Source organism: Sinorhizobium sp. CCBAU 05631 (genome assembly GCF_002288505.1).
In the GTDB taxonomy this organism is placed as follows: domain Bacteria; phylum Pseudomonadota; class Alphaproteobacteria; order Rhizobiales; family Rhizobiaceae; genus Sinorhizobium; species Sinorhizobium fredii_C.
This window is the reverse complement of sequence record NZ_CP023065.1, coordinates 315,048-334,857: the sequence shown is the minus strand read 5'-3', so window position 1 is coordinate 334,857 and position 19,810 is coordinate 315,048. Positions and strand designations below refer to the sequence as shown.

Annotated in this window: 15 protein-coding genes and 2 pseudogenes; 6 read left to right on the top strand and 11 right to left on the bottom strand. The window is 57.3% G+C overall.

Going from position 1 to position 19,810, the window contains the following annotated elements:
- Positions 1 to 139: 139 nt before the first annotated feature.
- Positions 140 to 277, bottom strand: a pseudogene (locus SS05631_RS28250) (IS630 family transposase); the annotation flags it as partial.
- 19 nt (positions 278 to 296) lie between these two features.
- A complete protein-coding gene (locus tag SS05631_RS28245) occupies positions 297 to 1,130 on the bottom strand; it encodes an IS5 family transposase (RefSeq protein ID WP_095678047.1) in 834 nt (277 codons plus the stop codon).
- Between the two features lie 155 nt (positions 1,131 to 1,285).
- On the opposite strand from SS05631_RS28245, the gene SS05631_RS28240 reads away from it, so the two are divergent.
- The 4 genes and pseudogenes from SS05631_RS28240 to SS05631_RS28215 all read left to right on the top strand — a co-directional run.
- Positions 1,286 to 2,040 (top strand): IS5 family transposase gene (locus SS05631_RS28240; RefSeq protein WP_234894259.1). Its coding sequence is split into 2 segments (ribosomal slippage): positions 1,286 to 1,622 and positions 1,622 to 2,040, totalling 756 coding nucleotides; the frame shifts between segments, so codons are not numbered across the junction.
- 966 nt (positions 2,041 to 3,006) lie between these two features.
- Positions 3,007 to 4,026: a LysR family transcriptional regulator gene (locus SS05631_RS28230; RefSeq protein WP_037427458.1), complete on the top strand. Its 1,020-nt coding sequence runs from the start codon at positions 3,007 to 3,009 to the stop codon at positions 4,024 to 4,026.
- A gap of 308 nt (positions 4,027 to 4,334) precedes the next feature.
- Positions 4,335 to 4,583, top strand: a complete 249-nt coding sequence (locus SS05631_RS28220) for a helix-turn-helix domain-containing protein (protein WP_078070602.1) — start codon at positions 4,335 to 4,337, stop codon at positions 4,581 to 4,583.
- Between the two features lie 6 nt (positions 4,584 to 4,589).
- Positions 4,590 to 4,761: pseudogene (locus tag SS05631_RS28215) on the top strand (aminocyclopropane-1-carboxylate deaminase/D-cysteine desulfhydrase family protein); the annotation flags it as partial.
- Positions 4,762 to 5,027: 266 nt separating this feature from the next.
- On the opposite strand, the gene shc reads toward SS05631_RS28215, so the two are convergent.
- Genes shc through SS05631_RS28190 form a run of 5 tightly spaced genes read right to left on the bottom strand, consistent with a single transcriptional unit; the run spans position 5,028 to position 10,503 of the window.
- A complete protein-coding gene (gene shc / locus SS05631_RS28210; protein ID WP_050988448.1) occupies positions 5,028 to 6,920 on the bottom strand; it encodes a squalene--hopene cyclase in 1,893 nt (630 codons plus the stop codon).
- Positions 6,921 to 6,963: 43 nt separating this feature from the next.
- A complete protein-coding gene (gene hpnE, locus SS05631_RS28205; protein WP_014857589.1) occupies positions 6,964 to 8,271 on the bottom strand; it encodes a hydroxysqualene dehydroxylase HpnE in 1,308 nt (435 codons plus the stop codon).
- Complete coding sequence (gene hpnD, locus SS05631_RS28200; protein WP_037427455.1) at positions 8,271 to 9,107, bottom strand: presqualene diphosphate synthase HpnD; 837 nt, start codon at positions 9,105 to 9,107, stop codon at positions 8,271 to 8,273. Before hpnD ends, hpnE begins: the two co-directional genes overlap by 1 nt.
- Positions 9,104 to 9,982 carry a squalene synthase HpnC gene (gene hpnC, locus SS05631_RS28195; RefSeq protein ID WP_037427452.1) on the bottom strand — a complete coding sequence of 293 codons (879 nt, stop codon included), beginning with the start codon at positions 9,980 to 9,982 and terminating at the stop codon, positions 9,104 to 9,106. Before hpnC ends, hpnD begins: the two co-directional genes overlap by 4 nt.
- Positions 9,979 to 10,503: a nuclear transport factor 2 family protein gene (locus SS05631_RS28190; RefSeq protein WP_066001778.1), complete on the bottom strand. Its 525-nt coding sequence runs from the start codon at positions 10,501 to 10,503 to the stop codon at positions 9,979 to 9,981. The genes hpnC and SS05631_RS28190 overlap by 4 nt, the downstream gene beginning before the upstream one ends.
- Before the next feature lie 730 nt (positions 10,504 to 11,233).
- Here SS05631_RS28190 and SS05631_RS28185 point away from each other — a divergent pair.
- Positions 11,234 to 12,321, top strand: a protein-coding gene (locus SS05631_RS28185; RefSeq protein WP_095678167.1) for an IS3 family transposase whose coding sequence is annotated in 2 segments (ribosomal slippage) — positions 11,234 to 11,495 and positions 11,495 to 12,321 — 1,089 coding nt in all. Because the reading frame shifts where the segments join, the coding sequence is not laid out codon by codon here.
- Positions 12,322 to 12,887: 566 nt separating this feature from the next.
- Here SS05631_RS28185 and SS05631_RS28175 read toward each other — a convergent pair.
- The 4 genes from SS05631_RS28175 to SS05631_RS28160 form a co-directional block, all read right to left on the bottom strand.
- Positions 12,888 to 13,826, bottom strand: coding sequence for a GDP-L-fucose synthase (locus SS05631_RS28175; RefSeq protein ID WP_034859283.1), 939 nt, complete (start codon positions 13,824 to 13,826; stop codon positions 12,888 to 12,890).
- 14 nt (positions 13,827 to 13,840) lie between these two features.
- The gene (gene gmd / locus SS05631_RS28170) at positions 13,841 to 14,896 is read right to left on the bottom strand and encodes a GDP-mannose 4,6-dehydratase (protein ID WP_014857595.1); all 1,056 of its coding nucleotides are present in this window, start codon (positions 14,894 to 14,896) and stop codon (positions 13,841 to 13,843) included.
- 244 nt (positions 14,897 to 15,140) lie between these two features.
- Entirely contained in the window at positions 15,141 to 16,109 is a 969-nt protein-coding gene (gene nodZ, locus SS05631_RS28165; RefSeq protein WP_037427231.1) for a nodulation protein NodZ, read from the bottom strand.
- A gap of 314 nt (positions 16,110 to 16,423) precedes the next feature.
- A complete protein-coding gene (locus SS05631_RS28160) occupies positions 16,424 to 17,839 on the bottom strand; it encodes a phosphomannomutase (protein WP_034859288.1) in 1,416 nt (471 codons plus the stop codon).
- Between the two features lie 146 nt (positions 17,840 to 17,985).
- On the opposite strand from SS05631_RS28160, the gene SS05631_RS28155 reads away from it, so the two are divergent.
- Entirely contained in the window at positions 17,986 to 19,440 is a 1,455-nt protein-coding gene (locus tag SS05631_RS28155; protein WP_050988434.1) for a mannose-1-phosphate guanylyltransferase/mannose-6-phosphate isomerase, read from the top strand.
- The last annotated feature ends 370 nt before the right edge of the window (positions 19,441 to 19,810 follow it).

Below are 19,810 nucleotides of genomic sequence, written 5' to 3'. Positions count from 1 at the left end.
CCGCGACGCATCAGGTCCGGCGGTACTCAACCCGCGTATCAGAGCATGATCAACCGTCGTTCATTGACCGTGCCTCCTGCTTTCCCCAGGACGCACTCATGCGAAACACGACGTCCGAGAAAATCGGGCGGGAGAATTTCTATGCCTGCTGCTTGAAAAAGCGAACATGAGAGTGGATGGAATCTAACACTTGGTGCCCACGTTTGACGGCGGCAATGATTTTGTCGGGATCGGCGGTCCAGGTGAAGGGCTTGGGTTGTTGGTTGTGCTCTGTAAGAGTCGGACTCGAAAAGAACTCAATGGTAGCAATACCTTGCAAGGCGTCGGGTGACGAGGCGAATGTGGGCGATCATGATCCACGCCTCGGCTGAAGCGACTGATTTCTCAAAGTCCTTCGCCAGTCTACGGCATCTGCCAAGCCACGCGAAAGTGCGTTCCACGACCCATCGGCGCGGCAGAACCTCAAAGCCCTTTGCCTTGTCGGTGCGCTTGATGATCTCCAGAGTCCAGCGCCCGATTTTCTTCAGCCGCCTCTTCAGTTTGTCGCCAGCATAACCGCCATCGGCAAAAACATGCAGCAACCACGGCCATCTATGGCGGATGGATTTCAAGAGGTCTGGAGCACCGTCCCGGTCTTGAATGTCGGCGCAGTGGACCATGAGACCGACCATCAGCCCCAGCGTGTCGACAATGATGTGGCGCTTGCGCCCCTTGATCTTCTTGCCGGCATCATAACCCCGGATACCGCCGCTTTCGGTGGTTTTCACGCTCTGACTGTCAACGACGCCTGCCGTTGGGCTGGCCTCCTTACCCTCCAGTTGGCGCGCTTCCATCACGAGATGATGATTGATCCGCGTCCACAACCCTATCGCCCTCCATTCGTAAAAATAACGCTGAACGGTTGAACAGGGTGGGAAATCCTTCGGCAGCATCCGCCACTGGCAACCCGTCGAGGCGATGTAAAGCAGAGCGTTCAATACCTCTCGGCAATCTGTGGTCCGAGGACGACCCAGCCGCCGGGGCGCTGGCAGAAAAGGCTGGACCAGCCCCCATTCTCGATCCGTCATATCACTTGCATAACGAGGCGTGCGCCGGGCATATTGCCGACGGGTGATTTCGGTCCAGGACATCGTGAGCTCCATCGAATCTTTGCAAATCCGAAGGAATCACAACCCATTGAAATCACCCACTTCTTTTTGAGGCAGCCTCTAAGGTCTGTACTCAATCAGAGCTATGAATCTGCGCCGAAACGTGATTCTCTCTTCGAGACGCGGAGGAGTGAATCATGGCGAACGAGTTCTGGCTCAGTGACGAACAGTGGGCAGTGATTGAGCCTTGCTTGCCGAAGAACCAACCCGGCGCGCGCCGGGTGGACGACCGGCGCGTTCTCAGCGGCATCATTCATGTCCTGAAATCCGGCTGCCGCTGGCGGGATTGCCCGGCGCTCTACGGTCCCTACACCACCGTCTACAATCGCTGGAACCGCTGGTCGCGGCGCAAGGTCTGGCGCAATCTGTTCGAGGCTCTGCGGTCGATCTCCCCGGACGACGACTTTCACGCCATCGATTCGACCACCGCCAAGGCCCATCGCGCGGCGGCCGGTGGAAAAGGGGGGCGGAGACGCAGGCGATCGGGCGGTCCCGTGGGGGCAGAAGCACGAAAATCCACGCGGTCTGCGACAGCCTCGGACGAGCCATCGCGCTCGACGTGACGCCAGGCCAGCGGGGCGATGTGCGTGTCGCAATCCCCTTGCTGACGGCGTTACCGCCATCGCAGTCCTGTGCGGCCGACACCGCCTATGACGCAGACGGGTTGCGCCAATTCCTCCTCGCGCGCGGAACCGTCCCGGTTATTCCGAACAACCCCACGCGCAGACGCATCCATCCCTTCGACAGAAGCGTCTACAAACGGCGAAACCTGGTGGAACGCATGTTCTGCAGGCTCAAGGATTGGCGGCGCATCGCAACACGCTACGACAAGCTCGCGCGAAACTTCATGGCGGCTGTCGAGCTCGCCGCAACAATCATTTGGTGGGTCTAATTGAGTCCGGACGTTAAGGCGCTGTGACTGTTCCTCGCCGCGATTTTTTGGCCCCTGCAGGCTGCCAATGACGCCGATGAAGATGCGATCGGGACTATAGACCGGAAAGTCGCTGACACCGGCTGCTGCAGATCAAGCCCGGTCTTGAGGGAATGGTGGAGAAGGGGAGGTATCGCCTTTGGTGATAGCGACCAGCAACAAGCACACGTTCGTAAGCTCGCGGGAGGCTTCCTTCCAGGCGTTCACGTTCGACTCGCGACGGGGGCTATAGACGAACACCTTATGCCCAAGCCCGACTGATTGAGCATGTTACATGTTCATCCACGGTATGGATGATAGCTATGCAAAAACTCGATTTTTCCATTCTCGCGAAATTCGATTAAGAAACTCGTACAGGTTGGAGGCAGAGTGGACAGTCAGACACCGGCCACGCAGATATGATTGGCAATCCGTCCGCGGATGCATTGAGGCAGGCTCATGAGCGAATTCAAGTGGGGTCACATTCGCGGCGATCTGAATTCTCGGCTTGTGCAACGGCACCCCAGCTATAGCCGCAGGCAGCGCAATCTCGGGTGCTCACCCGCACGTGCGTGCTCTCCAGTACATCACAAGCCCTCGCTTGGTTTAGCTCGGTGCGACGGAAATCGACAGGCGCCGCCGCCGAGGGTGCTGAATTGGCGCAACTGGCAGATTCATGAGGCACTTTTTTGAAAGCAAAGCTCGGTCGATCCATTGGCCGCTTCGGCGACGAGCGGGGCAACATAGCTGTTCTTTGCTTTACAACGGCAGCGCAACGCCGAACCCGCCAAGCGTTTTTTGAGGAGACCTGCTCCGGCTTGAGTTCGGAAGACACTTCTCGAGACACTGCATCGTCAGGTAAGGCATCTCATCGGCTCCGTTGAAGCTCAGTTTATCGCGGGCGCCATCTTGTGGCCCACAAACACCACTTACGAGGAGAATACATCCATGGATCAGCCCGCTTGGAAGAATCCGCGTACGGCCCTGATCGTCGATGGCAGTGACGCTGCACGTCAACGGCGTATACCGAATCTGGCGTCGGTCGACCTAAACCTGCTAGTGGAGCTCGAGGCCTTGTTGCAGTATCGAAACATCACGCATGCTGCTCAACATGTCGGTAGGAGCCAACCGGCAATGAGTAGAGCCCTATCAAGGCTGCGTGACATGTTCAATGACGATCTCTTGGTACGCGGCTCGAGTGGCCTAGTCCCAACACCGCAGGCCGAACACTTGGCGCAAATGCTGCCGTCGGTATTGAATGCTATCCGCGAACTGGTGAGCTGCAGTTCCGGCTTAAGGGATTTGCGGTCGAAGGTAACTATGGCAATGCCCGATCACCAATCGCTAGTTCTGCTGCCATATCTATTGCCGCGTTTAGGTGAGCGTGTGCCTCATGTTGACATCGTCACCGAGCCACTTTTGGACGGCGCTCTACGGCGTCTCGAGCAAGGTGAGATTGACTTTGCGATCGGGCAGATCGGTGCCGCTCCTCCAGGCTACTTGCGGCGCGGTCTCTATGCGGACCGCTTCACTTGCCTGCTTCGCCACGACCACCCTGCATTAGAGCAGGAGTGGAGCGTCGGAACCTTCGCGGCGCTGCGTCACGCCTCTATTGCCTCGGATTCCAACGAGGGCCTGGGTCAAGTCTATGATGGGCTGGTCAGGTTCGGACTACCCGGTCCGATAGTGGTCTCCAACGTGCTGACTGCGGCAGTTGTAGTGGCGATGACTGACCTAGTGCTGATGATACCGAACCGAGTTGCAACTCGGGTGGCGACTATGCTGCCGCTCGCTATTGTAGATCCACCCGTGGAGCTGAAGCCATACGAAGTCGCGTTGATCTGGCACCAGCGCTGCCATCATGACTTGGAGCATCGCGTGCTGCGTCGCGAAATCGCCGCCGCAGCGCGGATGGGCCGGCTAGACGTGTCACAAGACCAAATGGCGAGGCGGCAGAACGATAGTTGAACTCACCGCTGAACGGAAGGGTGCAGCGAAGGACAGCCCGACACCGCGTGCGATTGATCCCATCAAGCGCCGGGTGTTTGACGCTTTAGCTTCCTCAAGGCATCAGTTCATCTCGGGGTTCTCGCTGCCATGTCATCGCACTCGCCGTGGACGCTGGCGCCACTCTGCTAAGTGCCACTTTGCATCGTCAACATTTGACCTATATTGCACTGCAACAATGGTAGGCTTGCCTGATCCACCATTATGGTCACAGGTTCCCTTCAAGCGGGAACGCGCGCTCGCTGCGCACGATAGAAGGAGTCCATCTCATGAAAAATTTAATCCACAACGTGGGCCCAAACGACGCCCGTAGGGACCACGTCGATATAGGTGATGCGGTTCGGCGATCTCGCGAAGCGGTCGGATATAGCGTCGACGACCTCGCATTAACATGCGGTCTGACATGCGCCGAGATTTCAAGGATCGAATTAGGTGCTGATGTCGACCCTGAACGGCTCAGGCGTGTAGTCGCTGCCCTTCGAGTGCCAGCCACCACCTTCGCATTGAAGCATTCATGAACAACATTTAGTGGAAACAAGCTCTGCAAGCTCGAGTATAGTCCCCGACGCGATTGCCACCTATGCCGACACCCTCATTTCAATAGCTGGTGTGCAGTCGAACCACACGCGGAGGGTCGCTGCGGTTGCAGCGAAGACCGGCATGAAATGCCTCCTGGTTCAGGAGAGTTGGGTGCCATCGGCCGTGATACACGACCCGGCGCTTCTGCATTCCTATGCACATCAATCCAGCCGAGAACATCTGGGTATCTGTGCGAGAACGACTTCACCATCTGCGTCGGCGGCGAAATCATCGATAAATCAGTCAGGCCTGGAACTTCTTCGTCAACAACAAAGAGCTTCGTCACCTCCATAAAGTCAGGCAAATGGGCGCAGGTGAAAACTTTAATGCAATCGAGTCGACATTCACCCTCACGAGTTCTCCCAACGGCCAAACTCTTCTCATCAAACGTTCGTGCTCCTCAAGTTCCGGTACCGTGCTAATGCCCAGAGCGGAAAGAACTTGGAGTAGCCGTGATATCGCAAATAAAACACGCGCGGAAAACCCGTGGCGGTGTAGCGCTGCTCATCCCACAGACCGTTCTCGGTTTGTGTGTTTTTTAGGTAGTTCACCCCGCGTGCGACGGCCGGATGCTCCACCTCGCCGGCCGCCATCAGTCCAAGCAAGGCCCACGCCGTTTGGGAGGACGTGGAAGGCGCCTGCTCATATCCGCTATAGTCGAGTCGGTAGCTGATTGCATCCTCGCCCCAACCGCCGTCCCAACTCTGGATGGATACTAGCCATTCCACCGCCTTCCTTATCATGGGGTCCTGGTGATCGATCCCTGCGGCATTCAGCGCGCACAACACCGACCAGGTACCGTAGATGTAGTTCAGGCCCCAGCGGCCGTACCATGATCCTTCCGCGTGTTGGGTGCGGCGCAAATATGCAATCCCCTCGGCGACTGCCTTGCTGCTTTGGGTGAATTCGCCGACCTGGGCCAACATCGAGACGCACCGCGCGGTAACGTCTTCGGTCGGCGGGTCGAGCAGCGCGCCATGGTCCGCGAATGGGAGGTTATTCAGGTAGTATTCGAGATTGTTGACGTCGAAGGCGGCCCAGCCGCCATCCCGGCTTTGCATGCCTTCGATCCATTCCCGGCCACGTGCGATCGCGGTGGCGTATTCCTTGCTGCCGGCGTGCCGCTGCGCGCGGTCCATGGCCATGACCACCACTGCAGTGTCATCGAGATCGGGATAGTGCGCGTTGTTGTATTGAAACGGCCAGCCGCCGGGCCTGATGTTGGGCGCCTTCACTGCCCAGTCGCCCTTCACGTCCAGTACCTGCCGCGGCTTCAGCCAGTCTAGGCCCTGCTTCGCTTTCGCTAGGGCGTTAGCGCCGCCCACCTCCTGAAGTGCGTGGCACGTCAGCGCGGTGTCCCAGACCGGCGACAGGCAGGGCTGGCAATAGGCCTCTTCCTCGCCGATCACCAAGAGCTTGTCAATAGCGCGACGTGCTATCGCGCGCGGCGGAAAATGATCGTCTTTACCGAGCGCGTCATACATCATCACGATATTGGCCATCGACGGATAGATCGCGCCCATGCCATCTTCACCGTTGAGCCGCTCTTCAGTGAAGGCGAGCGCACTCGCGATCGCGCGCTCACGAAGTTTCTTCGGAAGATGCGGCTCAATAACCCGCAGGATGCCGTCGATGCCGCGGAACAGCAAGAACCAGCCCCAGCTCTGGTGCGGCGCCTTCGGGTTCATGCCTACGCTCTTGGTATCCTGAAGGAACAGTTCTTCGATGCCGACGCCCTTAGGATTCTTCGCACGCGGCTTCAGCACTGCAAGAACCATCAGCGGCACAATAGTGGTGCGCGCCCAGTAGGAGATCTTGTAGAGGTGGAACGGCGACCAGATTGGCAGTAGCACGATCTCGATTGGCAGAACCGGCACCGCGCGCCAGCTAACTACGCCATAGAGCGCGAGCAGGAAGCGCGTGAGTACATTGCTGTTGGCGGCGCCGCCGCGCGCGCGGATCGCCTCGCGCGCCTTCACCATATGAGCCGCGTCGACGGAATCCCCGATCATCTTGAGCGCGAAGTAAGACTTCACGCTTGCGCTCATATCGAAGGGCCCGTCATGCACCAGCGGCCAGCCGCCGTGCGCGCCTTGAGTGCGGCGCAGATAATTTCCGATTTTGGCTTCGAGCACGACGTCAATGGGCTCGGCCAGGTAATGACGTAGCAGGATGTATTCGGAAGGGATGGTGGAATCCGCTTCCAGCTCGAACACCCAGTGGCCGTCGGCATGACGATAAGCGAGCAGCGCCTCAGTGGCTGAGGCGATGCTCATTTCCAGCGCGGCGGGATCGATGGCAGTGCGATTTCCGGAATGCTTATTCACTGACTTCCTGCGTGTTCGGCAGCGTGCAAAACCGTGTGGATTTACCAATCGAGTGTTTGTCTGAAAGAGCCAGATCGGCGGCACGGTTACCCGACCGCACCGATCCCTCGATGGTTGCCGGCAAACCGGTAGCGGTCCAGTCGCCAGCAAGGAACAGGTTTTTGCAACCGGTCACGGGCCCTGGACGTAGCGCGTTCTGCTCCGGGGTGGCCTCGAATGTGGCCCGGCGCTCACACACGATCTGCCACGGCGGCAGCTCGCCTGAGATCCCACCGGCCTCGCACACGTCGCGCCAGATCGCTCGCACGAGCTCCTCACGCGGAATGTCAAGCAGGCGGTCGCCATTGCTAATGGTGACTGAAAACCGCTGCGGATAGGCGAACAGCCACTCCACGAGCCCGCCGACCACACCCAGGATCGGATCCGCACCGGCTGGCGGATCGAAGCGAAAATGGGCATTAACGACGGCGCGGAATTCGGTCGGGGTTTTCAGGCCGGGCAGGAGCGTCGCGGCCGCCCGTGGCGGCACGGCGAGGATCACGGCGTCGTCGGGGCCGACCGCTATCTTGTCGTCACCGAAATCAAGTTCGCTGATGATCTCGCCCGATTTGGCAAGCTTGCGCAGTTTATGGCTGAGGCGGACGGTGGCGCCCCGCCTCTCCAGGAGCTTGACCGCCGGCTCGACCAGAACGGCGCTCAGTCCGTCGCGCGCGACTAGCGGACGGCAAGCCTCGCCGCCCGCGAGCAGCGTTTCCCGTACGATGGCACCGGCAAGCCCTGCCGAGCCCTCCGGCGGATCGCAATTCAGGGCGGCGAGCAGCAGCGGCCGCACCAGACGCCGGTACAGCGTACCATTGCAGGGTATAGTGTTTCCGACCAGTTCATCCGCGCCGGCCCATAGGATTGGCGCGAGCTTCAGGTAGTCCCACAGCCTGGTGTCGGGGACGCGACGCGCCTTGTCGAACACCCAGGTCGGAAGCCTGCCGCCGCCGAGATCGACCTGCCAGCGCTGTACGGTGGAGATGTCGACGAAGGGAAACTTGGCACTCGTCGGACCGACAAGACCGGATTCCGTTCCGATCGCACGGGCGTAGTTGCGCACATATTGGTTGCCCGATAGAACCAGATGGTTGCCGTTGTCGATGGTGAGATTGGTTGCGGAATCGAAAAAGGAGCGGCATCGACCGCCGGCCTGTTGCGTCGCTTCATAGACATGCACCGGCAAACCTGCATTGCTCAACTGCACGGCCGCGGAAAGGCCGGAGATCCCGGCGCCGATAATGTGAACATTTTTTGGCATCACATCAAGGCGTAACGGAAGAGAATGGCGAGCTTTGTGAGATTGGTTACACGCACCGGTTCCCGGGGAGCCGCAAAACCCCTTATCAGCAGCAGGTCCAAGATCGCGCGGTAACATTTGGACATGATGGTGGGGGCGCGTACTATTCTGCGCGGGTTGCAATTCATGATCTCGTCGGATTCGGCAAAATGCATCATCGCGCGTTGGGCCAGCGGTGCGCACGCCTTGGGCAGCGCCTTGTCGGCGATGACTTTATGTGGGTCGCTGCTGGTGATACCGGCGTGATCGAGGCTTTCGCGTGGTATATAGAGCCGACCCAGCCCAGCATCCTCGTCGATGTCGCGCAGGATGTTGGTGAGTTGCAGCGCACGACCGAGGTGATGCGCAAGTGCAATGCCATCCTCCTCGCTCAAGCCGAACACACGCACCGACATCCTTCCCACGGCGCTGGCGACACGGTCGCAATAGAGATCCAGGGTTGCCATTTTGGGCGCGCGGATGTCTTGTAGCACGTCCATTTCCATGCCGGCGACAACGGCTAGGAAATCCTCTCGCTTCAGCCCGAAGGTCGTTACCGAGGCGAGATAGTCCTTTAGCCGCGGCGGCGGTACACCTTGGTAGAGCGCGTCAATGTGATCGCGCCATTGCTGAAGCGCAGCAAGGCGGTGCTCGCGCGGTTCGTCGGAGTCGGTGATGTCGTCGACCTGGCGGCAGAAGCTGTAGATCTGGAATATCGCCTCGCGCTGCACCGGCGGGAGGGTACGCATTCCCAGATAGAACGAGCTGCCAAGGGCCGTAGAGCGGTGGTTCGCGTGGGCCGCCGCCTCCGCCCTCATACGTCGACAGTCGTCTTGAATCGCGTACCGCGGCCGAACGCACGGCGCGCGGCTTCGTTTGCCATTGCGCCGACGCCATGGAGCAGCAGCTCAAGCGGCGACAGATGCACGCGCTCCCTTAGAGGATCGCGCATCTTCAGCATCGACACGATCTTATCGGCAAAAGACAGTATGACGGAGACCTCGAACCCGAGGCGAAAGTCCTTCACCTGCGACACCAGCGCTCCGCCCCCGTTGAGCAGCACCTCGGCCTTCGCTGCGAGAGAGCGCAGGCATTGTAGCATCTGCAACGAGGATTTTGCGGCGCCCAGCTCTTCGATGGAGGCGCCGCTGGCTAAAAGCGCATCGCGCGGAATATAGACGCGATTGAGATTGCGGAAATCCTTGCCGCAATCCTGCAGGTGGTTACAGACCTGCAGTCCCGCGCACAACACATCCGATGCCGGCCAAGTCGCGGCACTTTCGCCGTGGACGTCGAGCACAAATCGGCCGACCGGCATCGCCGAGTATTGGCAATAATCGATCACCTCGTCCCAGTTCTCGTAACGCTGCTTAGTCACGTCCGTTCGGAAGGCGGTGAGCAGATCGAGTGCATGACGCGGCGGCATGCCGCGCCGGTCAAGCGCAGTGCGTAGGTGTACAGCTTCTGCTCGCGTTTCGCCCTTGCCGAGCAGCTCGGCCTCCAGGATGTCGAGGTACAGAAGCTTCTCGTCTGCCGCGAGCGTGGCGTGATCGGCAATGTCATCGGCCATGCGGACGAATCGGTAGAAGGCAAGAATCAGCGCTCGGTGCCGCGGATGGATAATCCACGACGCAACGGGGAAATTTTTCTCGCGGTGCATTGCGTCCGACCCGGGGCCGCTGCCGCTCGTCATTTAGCACCATCGTCGGTTTTGCGGGCGTTGGATGCTGCTGAAATGCAGTCGGGCCCCCGAATAAAACGTACAATCCACGAAGGTACGGCGGCGGCCAAAGACGTTATCGACCGGCGCGCGTTTTTATCCCCGAGAATTATCCGATGCGAATCTGTTTTTCGAGTATACTGATTCGTCCTGCCGAATTCTTTGCTGAAAGCGTCGGATGAGACTATATCCCAGTAGCTAAAGGCGATTCGACTACCGCGCATTATGAATACACCACATCCCTGCCATGCAAACATATCCCACCACTCAATTATTACGCGGTCATCTTCTTCGTAGATGAACTCCGGAGCGCATATCCTCTCCGCAATAGCGCGATTTGGTCGAAAAATCTTTTGGATTGCCGCGCGTCCTATCACGGGGCGCTGCATCGGCCAGAGGCTCATTGCATTTTCGTGGTACAGCTCAGCCAAAGCGATCGCATCACCCTTATTGAATCGTCGAATCCACTCTTCGACCGTCCTGCGCGCGCTCATTGAAATGCTCCTTTCTCAAGACCTTTGCTACCATCGGTCCGTCAGGATCCGGTATTTTCCAGCTGTTGATTCGAGGTAAGCCTGAGGTGATATCGCCCGACTCGACCCCCAAACATAGTGAGGCACAAGGCGGCACACAGCGATTGCTGTGCGAGCATAAGCGCCGCGTTTCGTTCGTTCAGTCATTGCAGGTGATGTCCACGGTGATCACTCGATGCCGCTTCTAAAAGCGATCGGTGCACCTTCAACGAAAGTCGCGGAGCCCCACGCAGCGTGGAGAAACTCGCGTATGGGTCACTGGACGGGTCGTGGCCGTGTTTTTTGTAAGAAACCGCGACTATTGGCAAAGCTCGAACTCGCCCTCTCAGTTGCGCGCGCGACGCCCTTTTCAGGGACGGCACCGGCCCACGCAAGTGTTGCTGCTGGATACAAATACAACCGTGATCCGAGCGGAAAAGCGGTCCACCGGAAGAGCTAAATCAGATGTATTTTCACCAGAGTTTCACATAGTCTCGCTTTATTGAAATCCATTTTTTCAATGACATAAATCTATACGGTCGATTCACAGCCGAGTATGATTCAGCCACAGGCGGTTCTGCAGTCAGAACGTCGCGGTTCTCAATTTGAGGAGTTATCAGTGATGTTTAAGACAGAACGAGGGGTAATCCTCCCCGCGAATAAGGGGCTTCAAAAGTAGAATTTTCTCGGCAAGATGCTCGAGGAGATTTTGATGAAGAAGAGCCGATTTAGCGAAGCCCAGATCATGGCGGTATTGCGCCAGGCGGAGGGCGGGATGCCTGTTCCCGACCTGTGCCGCGAACATGGCATCAGCACCGCCTCGTTTTACAAGTGGCGTGCGAAGTATGGCGGGATGGACGCTTCCATGATGAGCCAGATGAAGGCGCTGGAAGAAGAGAACCGCCGCCTGAAACGGATGTATGCCGATTTGAGCATGCAAGCCGATCTGCTAAAGGAGGCTCTTGGAAAAAAATGACGCGGCCATCTCAGCGCCGGGAGCTGGCCGAGAAAGCAGTGGCGCAACGCGGTGTGAGTGTCGCGCTGGCATGCCGGACGTTTGGCGTCAGCGAAAGCTGTTACCGGTATAGCCCGCAACGCAATGCCGACAACGAGCAGATCGCCGACCTGTTGCTTGGGCTTGTGAAGGTAAAGAAGACGTGGGGTTTTGGCCTCTGCTTCCTCCACCTGCGCAATGTTCAGGGGCATCGCTGGAACCACAAGCGGGTCTACCGCATCTACCGGGAGCTTGAGCTGAATCTGCGGATCAAGCCTCGTCGGCGGCTGAAGCGCGAGAAGCCGGATGAACTGGCGGTGCCGGATGCGCCGAACATGGTCTGGTCGATGGATTTCATGGCCGACCGTCTCGCAGACGGTCGGCAATTCAGGCTGCTGAACGTGTTGGACGACTTCAACCGCGAGGGCTTGGGCATTGAGGTCGACTTCTCGCTACCCGCCGAACGGGTTGTGCGCAGTCTCAACCAGATCATCGAATGGCGGGGCAAGCCGCTGGCGATCAGGGTTGATAACGGCCCGGAATACGTCAGCGGCACGCTCATGGAATGGGCCGAAACACGGGGAATAGCCCTGAATTACATTCAGCCAGGCAAGCCGCAACAGAACGCCTATGTCGAACGCTACAATCGAACCGTTCGGCATGAATGGCTTGATCTCTATATTTTTGACAGCATAACGGAGGTGCAGGAGATCGCCACAGAGTGGCTTTGGACTTACAATCATGAACGCCCCAACATGGGCATTGGCGGCGTCACACCCGCCCAGAAACTGAAAATGGCCGCGTGAATTCTACAGTCAAACCCCGTTAAAACGGGGAGGATTACCGAGGCTGCGATCGTGAAGGAATGGATGAGCGTTTTTTCGAGTGCGGTATCGCGCGATACCGGTGCGCCACTGGCAGACAGTGTAGGTCATCGCTGCTCCGGTCAATTTCACGGCGAAGACCGGCACTTGTCCTGGGGCCGGCGGCGCCTATCCACTGGGAACACCGGCGGTCGAGCAGGCCCTGTTTCTACCTGCCAATGCGAGCCTGATCACCCGTACCGGCGCTGTAGTCGGCTCCGAGTGCATCGGTGCAGGCGTTCAGGCAGGCGGAATATTGTCACGGCCGCCCGTCCGCCGTCGATTACGATGCTGCATCTTCAGGCGGCACAAATCTTGCGCCGACGAACCGCGAACTCGTCGACGCCGTTGATGAGCGGGTAGGGGTGATCGCGGAAGAGACCGGGCGGCCAGACGTTTGCGGAACGCACAAGCGACTCGCCCGTGACCCGCAGGCCGGTGGTGTGGGAGGGAGCGGCGCCGTGGGGCGTCTTTGCAAACCAGTGTCAATGCCAGAGTCGCGACCCGCCTTAATTATCAGCCACATTGCTGACAAACCATTCATAGGATTTGGCCAGTCCCAACTCGAGCGAGGTCTTCGGGCGCCAACCCATCGACACGAGTCTTTCGCTAGATAAAAGCTTTCGTGGCGTTCCGTCCGGCTTGGATGTGTCGAAGACTATATCGCCTTTAAAACCAACAACACGGCAGACGATGTGGGCTAGTTCAATGATAGTTATTTCCCCCCCGGAGCCTATGTTAATGTGTTCCGTTTCGGAATAATGCTTAAGTAGGAAGACCAGGGCGTCGGCACAGTCTTCACTGTACAAAAAGTCTCGAGTAGGTGTGCCGCTTCCCCATATAGACAAGCACCCAAGGTCTCTAATCTTTGCCTCATGTGCTTTGCGTATTAAGGCAGGGACGACGTGGCTGGAGGTAAGATCGAACTTATCGCGTGGGCCATAGAGATTTGTCGGCATGACTGATATGAAGTTTGCGCCGTATTGCTTACGATACGCTTGACACAACTTAATGCCGGCGATTTTGGCGATCGCATACCACTCGTTGGTCGGCTCAAGTGGTCCGGTCAATAGAGCCTCTTCCCTTATGGGCTGCGCCGCATACTTCGGATATATGCAACTCGATCCAAGGAAAAGAAGCTTTTCAACGCCACTGCGGAAGGAGGCCTCAATGACATTAGCCTCCATGATAAGGTTTTGATAGATGAAGTCAGCGGGCATAGTATCATTTGCCAGGATCCCACCCACCTTCGCTGCCGCCATTATGACCGCATGCGGCTTTTCCTTTGATAGAAATTTCTCAACTTCCTCTTGCCGCGTCAGATCCAGCTTTTGCCTATCTGCAACGATGACTTCGCAATCCTCGGAGGCAAGCGATCGAATTATGGCGCTGCCGACCATACCTTTGTGTCCTGCGACCCAAATACGCTTTCCGTCTAGCAAATACATCGGCATCTCGCCTCTTACTGTCGGGTGCCCCTCAAATAAGAGAGATCTTCCCTTACCATTTCGCAAGCAAGATCTCTCACACTTGTCTCGTGCCTCCAGCCCAAAACCTGGCGGGCCTTGGTGGCATCGCCTAAAAGTAAATCTACTTCGGTGGGCCTGAAATAGCGCGGATCCACCGCAACGACGCATTTGCCTGTCGCGGCGTCTATGCCCCTTTCTTCAATGCCTTCTCCCACCCATTCAATCGTCATTCCGGTTTCCTCGAAGGCCCATTCGACGAACGTGCGAACCGATGTTGTCACCCCGGTAGCCAGGACATAGTCGCCTGGTCTATCCTGCTGACACATCATCCACATGCCCCGCACATACTCACGGGCATGTCCCCAGTCACGTTGAGCATCTAGATTTCCAAGATAAAGGACCTCTTGTTTACCTAGACTGATTGCCGCCGCAGCCCGGGTGATCTTCCGAGTCACGAACGTCTCCCCACGAAGCGGACTTTCGTGGTTGAAAAGAATACCGTTGGAGGCATGCATGCCGTAAGCCTCTCTATAATTTACGACAATCCAGTACGCGTACAGCTTTGCGGCCGCGTAGGGTGAACGCGGGTAGAATGGCGTCTTTTCGTTTTGGGGGATCTCTTGAGCCAGCCCATATAGCTCTGAAGTCGATGCCTGATAAAAGCGAGTCCGATGGATCAGCCCAAGAATCCGAATAGCTTCCAGCATGCGCAATGTACCAATTGCATCGGCGTTTGCAGTGTACTCGGGGGTTTCGAAGCTTACCTGAACATGGCTTTGCGCTGCAAGGTTGTAGATCTCATGCGGCTGGGTTTGCTGAACAATGCGCAGCAAATTGGTCGAATCCGTCATATCCCCATAGTGGAGAAAAAATCTCGCTTCAGGATCGTGACGTTCTTGATAAATGTGCTCTATCCGTTGAGTGTTGAATGATGACGAACGACGCTTTATGCCGTGAACAATATAGCCTTCGTCCAACAGTAGTTCAGCAAGATAAGCCCCATCCTGACCCGTTACACCAGATATTAAAGCTACTTTCCGGTCTGTCACTTTGTCGAATCTCCAGTGATATTCCTGCGGGAGAGGGCGTGCGCTAGGGCGGCTGGTGTGAAGGAAATCGTCGTGCTTCGGCGACAGAGCGGGCCCATGGAGGCATTGCGGTTTTCAAAGCAGTATTGCCGGAGACGTGCGGGCCGGGACAACTGGGCATGAGGCGCTCGTGTCCCTTGGAGCGCGCCCAAGTTTCTCCATGACTGCTCTTCTCCACGCCTAGAATTGAGGTGACGATTTTCATTCAAGAGGCGGTATTTGTTGAAGATCTTTCGATCACGACCAGGCGACTAGGATCGTTCAGATCAAACTCAATAACCCTTGGGACAGAAAGGCGTGCGTAACGTGTAAAGGCGCTTGTCGGAGGAAACCGAATGACGGTGTCGCAAAGCCCAAGAAGATACATCTCGACGAGGGCGGAAATTCCGCCCTCAACCCCGAGATCTGCGCTGTGTAATGGGCCAGACTGATCCGCTCGGAAACTTTTCGGGATCGTGAGAAGATCGGGGAACCTACTCGACACCTGGTCCAATACCCGCGCGCTATCGGTGCACAAAATCACCCGCACAGGCTTCGGGTGGGGCAACGCTTTGGCAGCATTAATGGCAGTGCACACTTGATGCACGGCAAGGTCCGGATCGGCCCAGTAGGGTGCATGGTCCATAACGTCTTCGCCGTTACCATGCCGAACATGAACCCCGATCGCACTGTACCCATAGAAGTGCTCCTGATAGATAGCGTCTATGCGAGCCTGAATTTCAGCCCGAGGCTTGACACTGCAGAAAATCTGCCGCTCTGCCTCCTCGTCGCAGCGCCACATCAAACACGCATCACACACTACCGTGTTGGCCTCGACATCATCTTGGGCCTGGAAAAGTTCATCGAGTTCGTCTCGCTCTCGAAAAACCTGAGCATCTGGGCGGTAAACACATTCAATCGCAGGTTTATTCCACCAATTTGGGAAGAATGGTCCTGGGAAGGAAAACTCGTTGATCTGGTTATCGCAAATAAAAGGGACACCTGCGATATCCTTGATTGGTTCAAAAAACACCGGAAAGGCGTTTGTGAAGGGCTGATCAAGGTAGCAGGACCCGCGCCAGTCAACGGCTAACGTTCGCGCCGTCCGTTGGGCGTAGCGCCAAGCGGCCGCCAGCGACCACAGACAGTCACCGAAACCAGTACGTCTCCGAGAGAGGACATATCGATTGTACAATGCTGCCCGTCCTTAGTGCCGCCGCTCTGACTTAGTGTCTTCTACGGATTTCCGATCAATTCAGAGCTTCCTAATGGAGTTCGGCAACATCAGTAAAATTCATATTTTGAATGGCAACCATCCACATATTGGATATAAAGGGGACGTGTCTTTCAGGGCTTATCTTCACGTTAGGTGGCGAACCATCGGTTCACACCAGGAAGAGAAGAGCTGATGCCAATTCCTGGACTGCCGACACAGCATAGAACAGCTCGCTCATCGGCGACGCTAGCGGTAACAGATCTGCATATCAGCAAAGCCTAACTTACACCCATTCAACTGTTAAGGACCGCCAGTCCCTGAGCCAGCAAGTGTTCGGCAGCATCTGGGTCGTCTGCCTCGACGTAGCAACGCAGTTCAGGCGCGTTTCCTGAAGGGCGGATGTGCAGGATACGGCCGCCTTCAAATGTCAGGCGCAGGCCATCCACGTCGTCCGTGCCCGTCACGCGACCGATCCGGCTGAATAAATGGGAAACATTAGCTTTTGACGCTTTCAAGAATGCCACTAGGGCGTCGCTCCTATCGAATGGATAGTTCTCGATCCGGCCGGACAAAGCGACTGGCAAACGATGCATCGCGACGATCCCCGAGAGGGGAGTTTTGGCCTCTACTGCCATGTGGAGCGCTGCAATGATGGGAAGGACGCAGTCCCGGGTCGGCAAGGCGGGAAGCGACGCGCCTCCGAACGAGAAGTTCGAACCTAGCATGACGCCACCGTTGGCCTCGAAGCCCATCACCCGCTGCTTGCCACGCGCAACCGCCTCAGTCATGGCTGCAATGACGTAAGGTGAGCCAACGCGGGTACGCACCACCTCGACGCCACTCGCCGCCTCGATCCCGGAGTTGCTGGTTATTGGCGTAGCAATAAGCTTGGCCTCCAGCAGCCTTGCGCAAATTAGACCGAGCAGATCACCGCGCAATGGAGTTCCCGTTTCATCCGTTAGCAGGGGCCGATCGGCATCTGCGTCCGACGATACAATGGCGTCAAAGGCGAACTCCTTCGCCCAGGCAGCGAGCATCTTACATGTCGCCGCCGAAATAGCTTCCGTGTCAACAGGGATGAAGACCTCAGATCGGCCTACCGGTACGACATTTGCGCCATGACCTTCCAAGATGGTGGTCAAAATATCGCGGGCAACGCTGCTGTGCTGATATAAGCCGATCTTTAGCCCCTGAAGGCCCGATTTGGGAAGCAGCGTTTCGTAACGTTGGATATAGAAGTCAGTTGCTTCGCTGGAGTGGTCGGCGCCGCGGCCACACTCAACCCTGGTTGCATCTGCATCGGCTGAAAGCTGCTCCGCCAACGCCGTAATCGCCTGCTCGTCGGCCTTGTTGATCTCACCGTCAGGCAGATAGAACTTAATGCCGTTTCGGTCGGCCGGAATATGCGAGCCTGTGATCATGAGTGATGCTGCACCGAGTTTTCGGCCGTACAATGCAAGCGCTGGTGTCGGCAGCCCTCCGCAGTCGACCGGCACCATTCCCGCCCGGGCGAGCGCTGCCATGCAGATAGCGGCGATTTCCGAACTTGAATCGCGGAAGTCGCGACCGACCAATACGGTCGCCCCTCGCGCGACCCGTCCTCTGTCGAAGAGCATCCTCGAAAAGGCTGTAGCATAGAGCGCCGACACACTACCCACGAGTTCTGTTGCCAACCCGCGGAGACCACTTGTGCCGAATTTGGGACCCATTAACTAGCCTTTTTTTGCCGGGCAGCGTTCAGCAGGTAGTCGACGCCACCGGGGCAAGCCGAATGAATTCGCATCCACTAATGAGATTGCTTCGCTCTCGCCACACTGTTATGAAGCTTCCATCAAACGCAATCAAAAATGACACCATGCTTCCAAAGATTATCCCAGCTATCATGGCAGGGGGTAGGGGCACAAGGCTCTGGCCTCTGTCACGCGCAACTGCCGCAAAACAGTTTCTAAAGCTAATCGGCGAGGAAACGCTCTTTCAAGACACGCTTAAGCGCGTTTCCGATGCCAAAGTTTATGGAGCACCACTCGTCATCACCAATGAGGAATTTCGCTTCCTGGTTGCCGAACAGGCGCGCGAGCTTGGGGTCACGCTTTCCAGCATAGTACTTGAGCCGGTGCCGCGCAACACGGCAGCCGCAGTAGCCGTCGCCGCCCGGATCGTGGCTGATCGGTTTGGTGAGGACGCGCTATTGCTTGTGCTGCCGTCGGACCACGCGATTACGGTAGACGATACTTACAAGAAATGCGTGCGCTCCGCCTGCATCGCCGCAGCGGAGGGCAAGCTCGTGACGTTCGGTATTCAACCCACTTGGCCAGCAACGGGATACGGATACATCGAACGTGGCACTTACCTTGGCAAGGACGTCCATGCGGTTCAATGTTTTGTCGAGAAACCAAGTCTCGAAAAGGCGGCGGCTCTTTTGGAGACCGGCAATTACTATTGGAACTCTGGGATGTTCCTTTTCCAGGCGGCCAGCATTATCGCCGAACTTGAGGAGCATGCACCCGACGTGTTGTCGGCGGTGCACGCCGCGGTCAGGGGCTCAACGGTCGACGCCGATTTTATACGACTTGCCCCGGAGAGTTTCAGCCAAGCGCCATCCATCTCGATCGACTATGCACTGATGGAGAAAACCGCAAACGCCGCCGTGGTCTGCTCGGATTTTGCTTGGTCGGATCTCGGTAGTTGGGATGCTGTGTGGAAGAATGAGGAGCAGAATGCTGATGGTAACGTGCTCAAGGGCAATGTTACGGCCTGCAACACGAAGAATTCGCTTGTGTTGTCGCATACCGCGCATCTCGCTGTACAGGGGATGGATGGAGTTGCAGTCATCGCTAGCGAGGACGCAGTCTTCGTCGGGCGACTGGAGGAGGCCCATGAGATCGGAAACTTGGTGAAGCGCCTCGCCGCGGACGAAAATACGGCACGTCTTACGGAATTGCACCCAACTTTGATACGGCCATGGGGCGGCTACACCACTATGCTTAACGGCGATCGCTTCCAAGTAAGGCGGTTGTTCGTACGCCCTGGGAAGATGCTTTCTCTCCACAAGCATTTTCATCGATCAGAGCACTGGATCTGCGTGAAGGGCACCGCAGAAGTGGCAATCGAGGATCGAGTAACGATCCTGCACGAGAACCAGTCAATCTACATCCCCGAGGGGGCGATACATCGCTTGGGGAACCCTGGCAAGATCATGCTGGAGTTGGTCGAGATTCAAACTGGTGCCTACCTGGGCGAGGACGATATCATCCGCGTCGCAGACGAATCGAGAAATGAAATGCCAGATTCGAGGCGTACGGGCCTATAGGGATAGCGTGTCCTTTGCGCAGTCCGGCACCTTCGCACGCATTACGGTATCTGGAGAGAGGACGTGGTGGCACCATCGGCAAGCGTTGCACCGGCGGCCGCGGACGAGTCTGACGACATGCGATGGATACCGCCCTCTGCGTCGACCCAATCGTAGATGCGTGTTCTCCTCCGTGGGCCCGGCACGATCGTTCTCCTGCGCAACGCATACCTCGCGACGAGGTAGGCCGAAAAATCCGCCTTTCTTCGCGCGCGCATTTCGAGACGACCTTTCTCGACGGGCAGCTCGCCCGGCGTCTGCGACCCGTCCGGCTTCTTTTTCTTTGAGCGGTTTCTCGCAGCCCCAGCCGCTTGCACGCGGCTCCATTCCG

Coding starts and splice junctions, on each gene's coding strand:
- SS05631_RS28245 (WP_095678047.1), bottom strand. CDS start 1,130: ATGTCCTGGACCGAAATCACCCGTCGGCAATATGCCCGGCGCACGCCT.
- SS05631_RS28230 (WP_037427458.1), top strand. CDS start 3,007: ATGGATCAGCCCGCTTGGAAGAATCCGCGTACGGCCCTGATCGTCGAT.
- SS05631_RS28220 (WP_078070602.1), top strand. CDS start 4,335: ATGAAAAATTTAATCCACAACGTGGGCCCAAACGACGCCCGTAGGGAC.
- shc (WP_050988448.1), bottom strand. CDS start 6,920: ATGAGCATCGCCTCAGCCACTGAGGCGCTGCTCGCTTATCGTCATGCC.
- hpnE (WP_014857589.1), bottom strand. CDS start 8,271: ATGCCAAAAAATGTTCACATTATCGGCGCCGGGATCTCCGGCCTTTCC.
- hpnD (WP_037427455.1), bottom strand. CDS start 9,107: ATGAGGGCGGAGGCGGCGGCCCACGCGAACCACCGCTCTACGGCCCTT.
- hpnC (WP_037427452.1), bottom strand. CDS start 9,982: ATGACGAGCGGCAGCGGCCCCGGGTCGGACGCAATGCACCGCGAGAAA.
- SS05631_RS28190 (WP_066001778.1), bottom strand. CDS start 10,503: ATGAGCGCGCGCAGGACGGTCGAAGAGTGGATTCGACGATTCAATAAG.
- SS05631_RS28175 (WP_034859283.1), bottom strand. CDS start 13,826: ATGTATTTGCTAGACGGAAAGCGTATTTGGGTCGCAGGACACAAAGGT.
- SS05631_RS28160 (WP_034859288.1), bottom strand. CDS start 17,839: ATGGGTCCCAAATTCGGCACAAGTGGTCTCCGCGGGTTGGCAACAGAA.
- SS05631_RS28155 (WP_050988434.1), top strand. CDS start 17,986: ATGCTTCCAAAGATTATCCCAGCTATCATGGCAGGGGGTAGGGGCACA.